At 62.9% G+C, this 14,490-nt stretch carries 13 protein-coding genes; 3 read left to right on the top strand and 10 right to left on the bottom strand.

Features of this window, described 5'->3' with window-relative positions:
- Positions 1–113 precede the first annotated feature (113 nt).
- Together GRI32_RS03110 and GRI32_RS03105 are read left to right on the top strand one after the other, a co-directional pair.
- Positions 114–698, top strand: coding sequence for a hypothetical protein (locus GRI32_RS03110; RefSeq protein ID WP_160589685.1), 585 nt, complete (start codon positions 114–116; stop codon positions 696–698).
- A gap of 149 nt (positions 699–847) precedes the next feature.
- Positions 848–2,398, top strand: a complete 1,551-nt coding sequence (locus GRI32_RS03105) for a DEAD/DEAH box helicase (RefSeq protein WP_160589684.1) — start codon at positions 848–850, stop codon at positions 2,396–2,398.
- 132 nt (positions 2,399–2,530) lie between these two features.
- Here GRI32_RS03105 and GRI32_RS03100 read toward each other — a convergent pair whose 3' ends face one another.
- The 4 genes from GRI32_RS03100 to GRI32_RS03085 all read right to left on the bottom strand — a co-directional run bounded on the left by GRI32_RS03100 (position 2,531) and on the right by GRI32_RS03085 (position 7,186).
- A complete protein-coding gene (locus GRI32_RS03100) occupies positions 2,531–3,367 on the bottom strand; it encodes a DUF5694 domain-containing protein (RefSeq protein ID WP_160589683.1) in 837 nt (278 codons plus the stop codon).
- 122 nt (positions 3,368–3,489) lie between these two features.
- Complete coding sequence (locus tag GRI32_RS03095; RefSeq protein WP_337190141.1) at positions 3,490–5,799, bottom strand: ATP-dependent helicase; 2,310 nt, start codon at positions 5,797–5,799, stop codon at positions 3,490–3,492.
- A 47-nt stretch (positions 5,800–5,846) separates the two neighbouring features.
- The gene (rsmD, locus tag GRI32_RS03090) at positions 5,847–6,401 is read right to left on the bottom strand and encodes a 16S rRNA (guanine(966)-N(2))-methyltransferase RsmD (protein ID WP_160589681.1); all 555 of its coding nucleotides are present in this window, start codon (positions 6,399–6,401) and stop codon (positions 5,847–5,849) included.
- Positions 6,398–7,186 carry a pseudouridine synthase gene (locus GRI32_RS03085; protein ID WP_160589680.1) on the bottom strand — a complete coding sequence of 263 codons (789 nt, stop codon included), beginning with the start codon at positions 7,184–7,186 and terminating at the stop codon, positions 6,398–6,400. Before GRI32_RS03085 ends, rsmD begins: the two co-directional genes overlap by 4 nt.
- Positions 7,187–7,605: 419 nt before the next feature.
- Between GRI32_RS03085 and GRI32_RS03080 the strand changes: the two genes are divergently transcribed.
- Positions 7,606–8,943 carry an AmpG family muropeptide MFS transporter gene (locus GRI32_RS03080; RefSeq protein WP_160589679.1) on the top strand — a complete coding sequence of 446 codons (1,338 nt, stop codon included), beginning with the start codon at positions 7,606–7,608 and terminating at the stop codon, positions 8,941–8,943.
- A gap of 19 nt (positions 8,944–8,962) precedes the next feature.
- On the opposite strand, the gene GRI32_RS03075 is transcribed toward GRI32_RS03080, so the two are convergent.
- The 6 genes from GRI32_RS03075 to GRI32_RS03050 form a co-directional block, all read right to left on the bottom strand.
- Positions 8,963–10,309 (bottom strand): bifunctional folylpolyglutamate synthase/dihydrofolate synthase, encoded by a 1,347-nt coding sequence (locus GRI32_RS03075; protein WP_160589678.1) that lies wholly within the window; start codon positions 10,307–10,309, stop codon positions 8,963–8,965.
- A 19-nt stretch (positions 10,310–10,328) separates the two neighbouring features.
- Positions 10,329–11,177, bottom strand: coding sequence for an acetyl-CoA carboxylase, carboxyltransferase subunit beta (gene accD, locus GRI32_RS03070; protein WP_160589677.1), 849 nt, complete (start codon positions 11,175–11,177; stop codon positions 10,329–10,331).
- A complete protein-coding gene (trpA, locus tag GRI32_RS03065; RefSeq protein WP_160589676.1) occupies positions 11,174–11,965 on the bottom strand; it encodes a tryptophan synthase subunit alpha in 792 nt (263 codons plus the stop codon). Before trpA ends, accD begins: the two co-directional genes overlap by 4 nt.
- 97 nt (positions 11,966–12,062) lie before the next feature.
- Positions 12,063–13,298, bottom strand: coding sequence for a tryptophan synthase subunit beta (gene trpB, locus GRI32_RS03060; protein ID WP_160589675.1), 1,236 nt, complete (start codon positions 13,296–13,298; stop codon positions 12,063–12,065).
- Between the two features lie 21 nt (positions 13,299–13,319).
- A complete protein-coding gene (locus tag GRI32_RS03055) occupies positions 13,320–13,955 on the bottom strand; it encodes a phosphoribosylanthranilate isomerase (protein ID WP_160589674.1) in 636 nt (211 codons plus the stop codon).
- A 143-nt stretch (positions 13,956–14,098) separates the two neighbouring features.
- Positions 14,099–14,482 (bottom strand): bleomycin resistance protein, encoded by a 384-nt coding sequence (locus tag GRI32_RS03050; protein ID WP_160589673.1) that lies wholly within the window; start codon positions 14,480–14,482, stop codon positions 14,099–14,101.
- Positions 14,483–14,490: the final 8 nt, after the last annotated feature.

The following is a 14,490-nucleotide window of genomic DNA, read 5'->3' as shown; positions in this document are numbered from 1 at the left end:
GCGCAGCCACAAGCTTGCAAAGGGCAAACTGCAGGTTAAGCCACTATTCAATGTCAGCTGGTATTGGGGACGGGAAAGCAGGCCGCATCAAGCGCCTGCACCAGAGCAAAAGCTTGAACAAACGTCTCGCCTTTCTTCTCGTCGCACCGGTCCTGCTGCTGCCTGCCCTGGCCGCAGAGGCACCTCTGCGCGCGCAATCGGCAGAGGTGAATCTGAGCGCGCAGCCAGAACGCCAGCGGCCTGAACTGGGCCTGCAGGGCATCGCCACTCCGCCGCTGCGGGTGTTGCAGAATGCCCGCCATACCGACGATCTTGAACAGATGCGCATTCGCCAGCGGGTGATCATCCGCATCTCTCCCAGCACGCCCGATACGCGCGAGAGGATGCTGGCAACCTTGCCGCGCCGCGCCTCGCAAGACGCGTTCGAGGAAGTGGCGCATGATGACTGCGTCGAGATTGACGATATTGCCGGAGTAACCGCCACGCAGGACAACCGCCTGCTGCTGTTCATGCGCAACCGGCACGTGCTGGCGGCAGCGCTGGAGGACAGCTGCACCGCGCGCGCCTTCTATTCCGGTTTCTATGTCGAGCGCAGCGACGATGGCCGCCTGTGCATCGGCCGTGACCGCCTGCAATCGCGCGCCGGGGCCTCCTGCGAAGTTGCCGGATTGACACGGATTGTCGCTGCTGGCGATTAAAGCGTGCTGCGCCTGCCGCGTCAGGCCGCATTTCTTGACTTTTTCCCCTGTTGCTGCATAGGGCGCAGCAGTTAAGGTTGGGCCGTTTGCCCACCTCCATTCGCCTGCGACCCCAGTGGCAGGCCATTGATCCGGACATTGCGATACATATGAAGTTTGCCGATCTCGGCCTTTCCGACGAATTGCTCAAAGCCGTGGAAGACGCCGGTTATACCGAGCCGACCCCGATCCAGGCGGAAGCAATCCCGCAGGTGCAGATGATGCGCGACCTGATTGCCATCGCGCAAACGGGTACGGGCAAGACCGCCAGCTTCGTGCTGCCGATGATCGACATTCTCGCCAATGGCCGGCGCCGTGCGCGCATGCCGCGCAGCCTGATTCTGGAGCCGACGCGCGAACTGGCGATGCAGGTTGCCGAGAATTTCGAGAAATACGGCAAGAACCACAACCTCAACATGGCGCTGCTTATCGGTGGTGTGCAGATGGGCACGCAGCTGAAGGAACTGGACGAGGGCGTTGACGTGCTGATCGCCACGCCGGGCCGCCTGATGGACCTGTTCGAACGCGGCAAGATCCTGCTGACCGGCTGCGACCTGCTGGTGATCGATGAAGCTGACCGCATGCTCGACATGGGCTTCATCCCCGATATCGAATTCATCTGCGAAAAACTTCCCGCCCAGCGCCAGACGCTGCTGTTCAGTGCCACCATGCCGCCGCCGATCAAGAAGCTGGCGGACAGGTTCCTGACCAATCCCAAGTCGATCGAGGTTGCCCGCGCAGCCACGGCCAACGTCAATATCGCCCAGTTCAAGGTGGAAATCAGCCCGCGCAAGAAGAAGCAGGCGCTGAAGTATCTGCTGGAAGTGGACAATGTCTCCACCGCGATCATCTTCGCCAACCGCAAGACGACCGTGCGTGAGCTGAACAAGGAACTGCGCAAGGCTGGTTTCCGCAGCGGCGAGATTCATGGTGACATGGACCAGTCCAGCCGCATTGCCGAGCTTGACCTGTTCAAGTCGGGCGAAGTCAACATCCTCGTCGCATCAGACGTTGCCGCACGCGGACTGGACATCAAGGGCGTGAGCCACGTGTTCAATTACGATACGCCATGGCACCCGGACGATTACGTCCACCGCATCGGCCGCACCGGCCGTGCCGGGGCCAAGGGCCGCGCGATCACTCTGGTTACCCCGGAAGACGCCGAGGCGCTGGCCAATGTCGAGAAGCTGACCGGCATCAAGGTGCCTCCGTTCGACTGGAGCGCAACCTCGCCCCAGCGCGACGAAGGCCGCCAGGAAGGCGTCAAGGAAGCCGAGATCGAAGCCAAGGCCAAGGCCGCGAAGGACTCAGGTCGCGATTCTGGCCGTGACTCAGCTCGCGATTCTGGCCGTGATAGCGAGCGGGACGAGAAGCCCAGGCGTTCGCGCCGCAAGAAGGCGGACGAACCCAGGGCTGAAGCTGCCCCGCGCGAGGAAGAAGCCGCTCAGGATGAGCCGCGCGCAAGGCAGGCCCGCCCGGAACGCGCTCGGGAAGACAAGCCCCGTGAGGCTGCTCCCCGCGAAGCTGCTCCGCGTGAGGAAAAGCCCCGCGCTGAAAAGCCCGCCCGCAAGCCTCGCAAGTCCGCCGACGAAGGCGAAAAGGGCGATGCAGGCGAATGGAACGGCCCCAAGCCCAGCTTTCTGAACTTCGGCTTCGATTGATTCGGACCCGCTAGCGAAACGTGACGCTGGCCCCCGGCACACGCGCCTGCGTGTGAGGGAGCCAAGGGTCACATGGAGCCGCCGCGATGGGGCGGTGGGCTGTCGGCGGGATGCCGACCGTCGCCGTGCCGATTACTGGCGTTGAATATACGGGCGCGGATCGACAGAGGCCGCCGCGCCGCTTTCGCGCAGGAACTGCTCAAGCAGGTAAACATGTCCGGCGCCGTAGAGCACGAAGACCCGCTCGCCTGGCCCCAGCGTTTCACGCAGATTGTTGAAGATACGCAAGTTGCGTGCGTACCACGTGCCCACCCAGGCAGCGCCGGGATTGTCATCGTTGGAGCCAATGGCGGCCATCTCGAAATACGGTTCATGTTGCCGCAGGCGCGCTGCCGGTCCGTTCAGATCATAATACCATTCGCCAACCGTCTGTGCGCTCATGGCTGATGCAGTCTGGTCGGCTTGCGCCTGCCCATTGGTGACAAATGCATCGAACCGGTCGCTCTGGCCGTTGCGTTCGGCCCAATCGATGAAATCATATTCCGCTGGATCGCCCGGAGCCTGTCCGTTCCAGTCGAGCGCATAAATCTTTGTGAAGCCTAGCTTTCTGGCGAGACGAAAGGCGATCTGATCGCGTTCATTCGCGCTAACATCCAGGTCGCCCGCCAGATAATCTGCATAGCGCCGGTCCAGACCTGCCTGATCGGAACGCTCCCATTCGATGGCCACGCGCGTGGGCTGCCACCGTGCAAGCCCGTCAACCAGACGCTCAATTTCCTGTTGTCGCTCTGGGACGAGAACGTCCTCGACAGGCAGGTTGATGAGGTCGCGATTACTGCTGGCGAGGTGGTAGGTCCCAAGCAACATCACCTGAGGTTCCGGGGCCGTCTGATCTTGCGCGGTAGCGGTTGCGTGGCTTGCGGTCATGGTTCCCATCGCGAGCAGCAACGCACAAAGCCTGGCAATCATGAAACAGAGTCCTTTCAGGTGTATTGGGTGAGTAATACACCTGAACTGGAAATCCGGCAAGCCGAAGATATTGTGTCCGCAACCGGGCTGCAACGGCGCCGCAACCCGGTGCGATCAGCGGCTCAATCGGCGGTCTGCACAAAGCTGTCGATCACGCGCTTGGTGCCCGATTTCTCGAACTCGATTTCCAGCTTGTTGCCGTCCTGGCCCATGACCGTGCCATAGCCGAACTTGTCGTGGAACACGCGCGCGCCGATGGCGACATCGCTGCGCGGCTTGGCGGCGAAGCTGGCGGCGCTGCGGCCGGGTTCGGCCAGGCGCTTTGGCTTGTTGTCATATCCTGTAGCGAGCGCCCTTTGCCAGCCCGGGCCGCGCTGCTGCGAGCGCTCGGGGCGGCTGGTGGAGACGTGGGCGAAGGGGTCTTCGCTCTCGCTCCAGTTGGCGCGCCACATGCTGGCGCCGCCGGTCAGCGTGGTTTCCACCTCCACCGTATCCTCGGGCAGTTCTTCCACGAAGCGGCTGGGGATGGAGCTGGTCCACTGGCCGTAAATGCGCCGGTTGGCGGCATGCAATATGGTGCAGCGCCGCCGTGCGCGGGTGATGGCGACATAGGCCAGGCGGCGCTCTTCCTCCAGCGATGCCAGCCCGCCTTCGTCGAGCGAGCGCTGGCTGGGGAACACGCCTTCTTCCCAGCCGGGCAGGAACACGTGGTTGAATTCCAGCCCCTTGGCGCCGTGCATGGTCATGATGGTGATCTTCTCGCCATCGCTGGCGGCTTCATTGTCCATCACCAGCGACACATGTTCGAGGAAATCGCCGAGCGTTTCATACTCCTCCATCGCGCGCGCCAGTTCGGTCAGGTTTTCGGAGCGACCTGCGCTCTCTGCCGAGCGATCGGCCTTGAGCATATCGTCATAGCCGCTCTCCTCCAGCACCGTGCGCAGCAATTCCGACGGGGTGACCTGTTCGGACAGTTCGCGCCAGCGCAGGAAATCCCCCATCAGATCGGCAATCGTCCGCCGCGCGCGGGCGGCCAGTTCATCGCTGTCGGCCAGTTCCAGCGCGGCGGCGGCCAGCGGCATCTGGCGGCGGCGGGCGTGCTGGTACATCTTCTCCAGCGCCTTTGCCCCCAGGCCGCGCTTGGGCTGGTTATAGATCCGCTCGAAAGCCAGATCGTCCGCCGGTTGCGCGATCACCCGCAGATAGGCGAGGGCATCGCGGATTTCGGCGCGTTCATAGAAGCGGAAGCCGCCGATGATGCGGTAATTGAGGCCGATCTGGATGAAGCGGTCCTCAAACTCGCGCGTCTGATATTGCGCTCGCACCAGGATTGCCACCTGTTCAAGGTCGGCACCTTCGCTTTCCAGCCGTTCGATCTCCTCGCCCACGCGGCGCGCTTCTTCTGGTGCGTCCCACACGCCGATCACGCGGACTTTTTCGCCAGCATTGATCTGTGTCCACAGCGTCTTGCCGAGGCGCTGCGAATTGGCCGCAATCAGCCCCGATGCAGCTGCCAGGATCTGCGGAGTGGAGCGATAATTCTGCTCCAGCCGGATCACTTTCGCGCCGGGAAAATCCTTTTCAAACCGCAGGATGTTGGCCACTTCCGCGCCGCGCCAGGAATAGATCGACTGGTCATCGTCACCCACCACGCAGATGTTCTTGCGATTCTGGGCGATCAGCCGCAGCCACAGGTACTGGACCGCGTTGGTATCCTGATATTCGTCCACCAGCACATATTTGAAGCGCGTCTGGTACTGCTCCAGAATATCGCGATGCTGGCGAAATATGTTGAGCATGTGCAGCAGCAGATCGCCAAAATCGCAGGCGTTGAGCGCTTTGAGCCGTGCCTGGTACAGCGCATACATCTGCTGGCCCTTGCCATTGGCATAGGCCTCATTGTCGATAGGCTCCAGCTCACCGGGGTTGAGCCCGCGGTTCTTCCACCCGTCGATCAGGCCCGCCAGCTGCTTGGGCGGCCAGCGCTTTTCATCCAGATCCTGATCGCGGATCAGCTGCTTGATCAGGCGCAGCTGATCGTCCGTATCGATGATGGTGTAATTGCTTTGCAGCCCCGCCAGTTCGGCATGGCGGCGCAGCATCTTGGCGCAGATTGAATGGAAGGTGCCAAGGAACGGCATGCCTTCCACCGCATCGCCGATCAGCTGGCCCACGCGGTGGCGCATTTCGCGCGCGGCCTTGTTGGTGAAGGTGACGCACAGGATTTCACTGGGCCATGCCATCCGCTCGCGGATCAGATGCGCCATGCGGTGCGTCAGCGCGGCGGTCTTGCCCGTGCCTGCACCTGCCAGCATCAGCACCGGCCCCTCCGTCGTCAGCACGGCTTCGCGCTGCGGATCGTTAAGCCGCGCCAGCCATTCTGGAACCTGTCCGGCGGTGAGGCCGGAGGTCGGAAGAGGGGCGGTGTTCACTTGTGAACAGTTAGGGAACATGAACGCGGCGCGCAAGGCTGCCGCAGTCAGTCTTCGCTTTCATCCAGCCGCAGCAGCGACAATTTGGCCTTGCCCACCTTTCGCTCGGCCTCGAGCGAGAGGCCGCGCAGTTTCAGCTCCTCATCGCGCTCTGTTTCCAGCGATATCCACGTGGCAGGGCCAATCCAGCCAAGGCGGCCCAGTTTGTCTAGCGCGACCTGTCCCGCGCCCGTGCCATAGGGCGGATCGAGCATGATCAGGTCGAGCGGAGCCGGAGCTTTGCCCAGTGTCATCACCGATGCGGCGCGCACGTCACAGCGCGGCTGCGCGCGAAAGGCGGCGATATTTTCTCTCAGAGAGCGGATGGCGGCGGCATCCTGTTCCACGAACAGGCAATGCGCTGCGCCCCGGGAAAGCGCCTCCAGCCCCAGCGCGCCCGACCCGGCGAACAGGTCGGCTACTTTCAGCTCCTCGAAAGAGCCAAGACGGCTGGCGAGCATGGAAAACAGCGTTTCGCGCACGCGGTCTGCGGTAGGGCGGGTGACGTCACCGGCAGGCGTGCGCACGGGCCGCCTCTTCCATTCGCCAGCGATGATCCTCACAGATGGCCGCCCTTTTTCAGCGAGCTTTCGAACGGTTGCAGCTCATGCTTCATGACTTCATCGGCACGCCCGCGCGGCAGATCGCCCAGCTGGAAGGGTCCATAGGCGGTGCGGATCAGGCGTGAGACCTTGAGGCCCAGATGCTCCAGCACACGGCGCACTTCGCGGTTCTTGCCTTCGGTCAGCGTCATCTCGACCCACTGGTTGCGGCCTGTCCGCCGCTCCAGATTGGCGTCGATCTTGCCATAGCGCACGCCTTCGATGGTGATGCCGTGGATCAGTTCCTCCAGCTGCGCCTGGCTGATATCGCCAAAGGTGCGCGCGCGGTAAGTCCGTTCTATCTGGCTGGACGGCAATTCCATCGCCCGCTTCAGCTCCCCGTCATTGGTCAGCATCAACAGGCCTTCGGTATTGAGATCGAGCCGTCCCACCGGCATCAGCCGCGGGGCATCGGCGGGCAGGCAATTGCGCAGCGCGGAATAGATCGTCGGGCGACCGGAAAAATCGCGCTCCGCAGTCAGCAGGCCGGGCGGCTTGTGAAAGCGGAACAGGCGCGTGCGCTCTGCCTTGCCCACCGGCTGGTCATCCACGGTCACACCGGCAAGGCTGGTCAGCACGGTGGCGGGCGTGGTCAGCACCTCGCCATTGATCTTGATGCGGCCCGCCTCAATCATCCGCTCCACCTCTCGGCGGCTGGCAATGCCTGCGCGGGCGAGCAATTTGGCGATCCGGTCGCCGCTGCGCGGGGGGAGATCGTCGCTGTTCTTATGGTCGGGTGGTGACATGCCCCGCAGCTAGGGGCTGGGAGCCTCGGGCGCAACAATCATCAGCACCTGCGAGAGGCAGGCACAGACTGGCGTTGCCATTGGGCTGCTCGGCGAATCAGTGTTCCGGATGCGGCTGACGCCGCGAATCCTCATCTTCCTGATCACTGAATTGTCGCCAGCCATGTTCCGTACGCACAAGCGGCCTGCCGCATCGCGCACATTTGGTCCGGAAATCAAGGCCATCATGCCACACCCGGTTGCGGTTGATCGAATGACTGACCAATGCACAGATCATTTTGTTCAACATTGCGAGACTCCGTTGGCTCGCCTTCAGCTATCCTCTAACAACTCCCTTCTACCACTGACCGGCATTGGACCCCAATAGGTATTGGTTCATAGACTTCCGGTTGACCATTATTTGGGACGAGGGACATTGGATGGCTGAAGCACACACCGCAGGGGGCCGGCGCAGTATCTGGCAATCGGTGGCTCCCTATTTCGAAAAGGAGTCGCTGGCGGCCTTTTTCCTGGGTGTCTCATCCGGCTTTCCCTTCGCCATGATCGCCGCCACGCTGACCACAAGGCTGGCGCAGGACGGCATCGAAAAGAGCACGGTCACCGCCTTCAGCCTGGCATTTCTGGTCTATAATCTGAAATTCCTGTGGGCCTGGGTCGTCGATGGCGTGCGCATTCCGGTGCTTGGCAGGCTGGGGCAGCGCGTTTCGTGGATGCTGGTCGCTGGCTGTTTCGTCATCGCCGCCGTCGTCAATCTGGCGCTGGCGGATCCCGGCGCAGACATTGTGTGGACCGCCACCAGCGCGGTGATGGTCGGCATTGCGGGCGCGACTTTCGATATTGTTATCGATGCCTACCGGATCGAGACGCTCAAGCCCTACCAGCTGGGCACGGGTTCGGGGATGAGCCAGTATGGCTGGCGTATCGGTGCAGGCGCTGCGGCTGCCCTGGCGCTGGTGATGGCGGCGCGATATGGCTGGTCCATTGCCTATATTGCCTGCGCGGTGTTTGCGCTGCCAGCGATGCTGACGGCGCTGATCCTGGGCGAACCGCCGCGCCGCAAGGTGGAAATAGCCCGCAAGGGTCTGGCCGAGATGTGGAAGTCCGTTTCCGGGCCATTCGCCGAATTCTTCCAGCGCAGCGGAGCCATGATGGTGTTGCTGTTCATCCTTGTTCACAAGATCGGGGACACGCTGGCCAACCTCACCTTCCGCCTGCTGTTCGATGACATGGGCTACACCAATGACGAAATCGCACTGTACGATGTGGGCGTGGGCTTCTGGGCGCTGATCATCGGCGTGTTTGTGGGCGGCATCATCTATGCCCGCCTTGGCCTGAAGAAATCGGTGCTGATCTCGCTGGTGCTGATGGCAGTTTCCAACCTCAGCTTCGCCTTCCTCGCCGCTTCGGGGAAGAGCAATCTGGGCATGGCGGGCGCCATCGGGTTCGAGAATTTCGCCAGCGGTTATGGCGGCGTAGTGGTCGTCGCATACTTCTCTGCACTGTGCGACCTGCGCTTCACCGCCGCGCAATATGCGCTGATTTCAGCGGGCGCGAGCGTGGTCGGGCGTTTTCTCACCGGCACCACGGCGGGCGCGCTGATAGAGGGGATCGGCTATTTCAATTTCTACGTCCTCACCACCGTCGCAGCGCTGCCGGGCATCGTGCTGTTCTGGTGGATGATGCGGACGGGGCTGGTCGATGCCGCAATGGGCACGGCGGGTGAAGTGGGTGAGGGCGACGCGCGGGCCGATCCCTAGCTGATCAGTCCGGAGCTGATCAGTTTGGCACTTCGCCGTTGGCCTTGAGCACCTGCCCCGCCAGATAGAGCGATCCCGCGATCAGTATCGTGCCGCCGTCCTGCGCATGCGGGGCGAGGGCGCGGACTGCGTCTTCCAGGCTGGGTGCGGTGGTGGTTTCGGCCACGCCGGCATCGCGGGCGATTGCTGCCAGATCCTCCAGCGGATGATATTCGCTGCCGTCGATGGGAATGGCGGTCAGGCTGGCCAGATGCGGCGCGATGGTCGTCAGCGTGGTGCGCGCATCCTTGGCGCTGAGCATGCCGATGATCGCATGCACCGGCTTTTGCGCCTGCGTTTCGAGATATTTCGCCATTGCCAGCGCGGCATTGGGATTGTGACCGCCGTCCAGCAGGAAAGTCGCACCGGGCAGAAGCTGCGTCAGCGGGCCATCGGCCAGAAGCTGCAATCGCGCGGGCCACACGGTGGAACGGATTCCGCTCGCCATCGCCTCGGTTGAAACCGTCACCGCGTCCTGATGGCGTAGCATGGCCACGGCCAGCGCGGCATTATCGCCCTGATGGCTGCCGGGCATTTGCGGCAGGGGCAGGGACAGTTCGCCTTGCGCGTCACGATAGGCAATGCCGTCCGCGCTCACATCGGCAAACCACGCCTTGCCGCGCATGAACAGCGGCGCACCTTCTTGCGTGCAGCGCTGGGCGATCATGGCTTCCATGTCGGCGCGGTAATTCTGCGTCACCATCGGTGATCCGGCGCGGACAATGCCCACTTTCTCGAAGGCGATGCGCACTTCGGGATTGCCGGGAGAAGGGGCGCTCGGGTCTTCGTTCAGCAGGAACTGGTGATGATCGACGCCGAGAGACGAGATGCCGCATGCGGCGGGCCTGACCATCACATTGGTGGCATCGAACCGGCCGCCAAGGCCAACCTCGATCACGCAGGCATCGGCCGGAATGCGCGCGAAGGCGAGCAGTGTGGCCGCTGTGGTCACTTCAAAGAAGCTGGGGCCAAGGTCCTCGGAAATATCGAGAACTTCCTTGAGCAACTGTGCCAGAAGATCATCGGAGATCAGCGAACCGGCAACGCGAATCCGCTCGTTATAGCGCACCAGATGCGGCTTGGTGGCGACATGGACTGTCAGCCCTTGCGCCTCCAGCATGGCGCGCAAAAAGGCGCAGGTGGAGCCTTTGCCATTGGTCCCGGCAACGTGGAACACCGGCGGCAGGTCACGCTCCGGATTGCCCAGCCGGTTCAGAATTTCGTGGATCACCTCCAGCCCGATGCGGCCCTGCGGCAAAGACAGGGCGGACAGGCGATCAAGCTGCGCCTGAACCTCGGGGTCCCCGGAAGAGGCGAAGTCCTTCATGCTGCTGCGTGTCCTGGAATCAGGCGGCCTTGGCGCCGCTCAGATAATCGAGCAGGCGGGCCAGCGTGGGGCGCAGGTCGGCACGCTTCACCACCATGTCCACCATGCCGTGCTTGTGCAGATATTCGGCGCGCTGGAAGCCTTCGGGAAGTTTCTCGCGAATGGTTTCCTGAATCACCCGCTGTCCGGCAAAGCCGATCAATGCGCCGGGTTCGGCAATTTGGACATCGCCCAGCATGGCATAGGATGCGGTAACGCCGCCGGTGGTGGGATCGGCCAGTACCACGATATAGGGCAGGCCGGCTTCCTTCAGGCGGCGCGTCATCACCGTGGCGCGCGGCATCTGCATCAGGGACAAGATGCCCTCCTGCATGCGCGCCCCGCCAGCGGCGGTAACGGCGATATAGCCGCATTTTTCGTCCAGAGCGCGCTGGGCTGCGGCGCAGAAGGCATTGCCCACCGCCATACCCATCGATCCGCCCATGAACATGAAATCCTGCACGCCCACCACGGCCTTGTTGCCTTCAATCGTGCCCACGGCAGCGGTGAAGGCATCGGGATGCGGATTGGCGGCGCGGGCGGCTTTCAGCCTGTCCGTATAGCGCTTGGTATCGCGGAATTTCAGCGGGTCTTCGGCCACAACCGGGGCGGGCAGAAGTTCGAACCCGGCGTCCAGCAATTGCTCCAGACGTGCATCGGCGCCGATCCGCCCGTGATGCTCGCAACGCGGACAGACGGACAGGTTCGCCTCATATTCCTTGGCGAACAACATCTCCTGGCAACGCGGGCATTTGACCCACAGATTGTCAGGCGTTTCGCGCTTGGACCCAAAGGGCAGCGCATTGCGTACACGGGAAATCCAGCTCATGCGGCTGTCTCTCGCGCATTATGCACTGCCTTGGCAAGGCTCGCCGTATATTCGCGCAGGTATTCGGGTGCGTCATTGCCGTATTTGCCGACGATTTCCACGAAGGCAGAGCCGACCACGACGCCGTCTGCCACGCGGGCGATCTGCTCGGCCTGTTCGGGTGTGCGCACGCCAAAGCCGACCACGATGGGCAGGTCGCTCGATTGCTTGATGCGGGCCACGTTTTCCTCAATCGAAGCGAGCGCGGCCTGCTGTTTGCCGGTGATCCCGGCGACGGAGACGTAATAGAGGAACCCTGACGAGCCATCGAGCACGGTGGGCAGCCGCCTGGCATCAGTCGTCGGGGTGGCAAGGCGGATAGGCGAAATGCCATGCGCGCGCAGGTTCGGCCCCAGATCGGGGTCTTCCTCCGGCGCGAGGTCGACGCAGATCACCCCGTCCACGCCCGCCTTCTCGGCCTCAACCGCGAACCATTCCGGCCCGCGCCGTACCATCGGATTGGCATAACCCATCAGCACGAGCGGTACATTCGGATGCCGCGCGCGAAATGCGGTGGCGATGGCGAAAATGTCTTTGGTCTTGGTGCCAGCCGCCAGCGAGCGAAGATTCGCCGCCTGGATTGCCGGACCATCGGCCATCGGATCGGTAAACGGCATGCCCAGCTCGATCACATCGGCGCCGCCTTCGACCAGCGCGTCAAGATTGGCCGCAGTGTCGCCGTCGCCAGCCGTGATAAAGCAGACGAGCGCGGAGCGGGTGGGTGAGAAGGCGGTCTGGAAGCGGGTCATTTTACTCTCGTCATCCCGGCGAAGGCCGGGACCCATTGGGCCAGCAGCGCAGGATAGAAGGATGGATTCCGGCCTTCGCCGGAATGACGAATGAGGTTCATATTTGCGTCCCCAGAGCTTCCGCCACGGTGAAGATGTCCTTGTCGCCGCGTCCGCAAAGGTTGGCGCAGATGATCGCGTCGCGGTCCATGGTCGGCGCAACCTTCGCCACAGCAGCAATCGCGTGGCTGGGTTCCAGCGCGGGGATGATGCCTTCGGTGCGGCACAGCAGCTGGAAGGCGTCCAGAGCCTCGGTGTCGGTGACCGCCGTATAATCCACGCGGCCCGTTTCCTTCAGCCATGCATGTTCGGGGCCGATGCCGGGGTAATCGAGACCGGCGCTGATTGAATGCGCTTCGGTAATCTGGCCGTCCTCGTCCTGCAGCAGATAGGTCTTGTTGCCGTGCAGGATGCCGGGGAAGCCGCCTGCGAGGCTGGCTGCGTGTTCCTTGTCCAGCCCATGTCCTGCCGCTTCCACGCCAAGCATTTTCACATCCGGATCATCCAGGAAGGGATGGAACAGGCCGATGGCGTTGCTGCCGCCGCCGATGGCTGCCACCAGCAGATCGGGCAGGCGGCCAGTGCGGGCGAGCAGTTGCGCGCGCGCTTCGGTGCCGATCACGCTCTGAAAATCGCGCACCAGTTCAGGATAGGGATGCGGGCCGGCGGCGGTGCCGATGATGTAGAACGTGTCATGCACATTGGCGACCCAGTCGCGCAGGCCTTCGTTCATCGCATCCTTCAGCGTGGCCGCGCCGCTGGTGACGGGGACGACTTCTGCGCCCAGCAGCTTCATGCGGAACACATTGGGCTGCTGGCGGGCAACGTCGGTCGCGCCCATGTAGATCACGCAGGGCAGGCCAAAGCGCGCGCACACGGTGGCGGTGGCCACGCCGTGCTGGCCCGCGCCGGTCTCGGCAATGATGCGCGTCTTGCCCATGCGCATGGCGAGCAGGATCTGCCCGATGCAATTGTTGATCTTGTGCGCGCCGGTGTGGTTCAGCTCATCGCGCTTGAACCAGATTTGCGCGCCTTTTCCTGCCGGAGCGTCCTTGCGCAGTTCCTCGGTCAGCCGCTCGGCATAATACATCGGGCTTGGGCGACCCACGTAATGCTCCAGCAGATCGTCAAACTGCGCCTTGAAGGCTGGGTCTGCCTTGGCGGCCTTATACTCACGCTCCAGATCGAGCACGAGCGGCATCAGCGTTTCGGCCACATAGCGACCGCCGAACTGGCCGAAATGGCCGCGCTCGTCAGGCTGGTTGCGGAAGGAGTTGGGCTGTTGTTCGGTCATGTTTCCACTCTGGCTTTCGGTTCAGCCGTTTCGGGCCGCTTGGCAGAAGGCCCGTATCTTGTCGATATCCTTGATGCCGGGCGCGCTTTCCACGCCGCTGGAGGTATCCACAAGGGGGGCTTTGGTCTGCCTGATTGCATCGGCCACATTGGCAGGAGTCAGACCGCCCGCAAGGCCCCACGGCGCATTGTGCGTGAAGCCTGACAGCAGCGACCAGTCCAGCGCCAGCCCATTGCCGCCCGGCAGCGCGCCAGCGGGGGCATCGTACAAAATGCGGTCGACCGCGCCGACATAGCGCTGGGCGTGCTCCATACCGGCCTGGTCCCTGACCCCCACGGCCTTCCATATCTCGATCGGCAGCGCCTGTTTCAGCGCGGCGCACCATTCGGGCGTTTCCGCGCCGTGGAGCTGCACAACATCGGGTTGCACGGCATCAATCGCGCGGGCGGTTTCGTCGGGACCCATGCTCACCAGCAGCAGCACCGTCAGCAGCGGATCGGGCACGGTTTCACTCAGCGCGCGGGCATCGGCAAGCGAGAGATGGCGCGGGCTGGGTTCATAATGGACAAAGCCCACATGCGTTGCGCCCGCAGCAGCGGCGGCATCGATGCTCTCCCGGCTGGATAGGCCGCAAATCTTGATCAAAGTGTCTTGCATACAAAATCCGGTTGATCCCGATCGCGTCATGCCGAACTCGTTTCAGCATCCACCGGGCATGAAAAGCTGCGCCTTACATGGGATGCGCTTCCTTGCCGTCAAATGGACCCTGAAACAAGTTCAGGGTGACGAGGGGACGGCAATCACTTCTCCGGCCCCTTCTCCGGCGGGTTCTGCACCAGCCGCAGCAGGTTTCCGTCCGGATCGACCAGATAGGCGATGGTCAGCCCGCTGATATCGCGCTGCGGCGGGACGAGGCGCGGTATGCCGGTACGCGCTTCGGGAACCCCGGCGGCGCTGGCCTGCGCTACCATCGCGTGCAGATCATCCAGCCGGATGCAGCAACCATGTGAATTTTCTGCCGGGTCGAGATCGGGCCAGGGGAAGAATTCCATGCTCACGCCGCCATTCTTCAGGATCAGCCAGTGGCCGGAGCGGAAGGATGCGCGAAAGCCCAGTTTGGCATAAAATCGCTCTGCCTTGAGGAAATCGCGCGCGGGCAGGTTGGGCGTGGCGTGGTCGGCCATGGGCGCGC

The sequence above is a fragment of the Alteraurantiacibacter aestuarii genome (assembly GCF_009827405.1).
GTDB classification, from domain to species: domain Bacteria; phylum Pseudomonadota; class Alphaproteobacteria; order Sphingomonadales; family Sphingomonadaceae; genus Alteraurantiacibacter; species Alteraurantiacibacter aestuarii.
The sequence above is the reverse complement of the archived record's forward strand: the minus strand, read 5'-3'. Positions and strand labels throughout refer to the sequence as shown.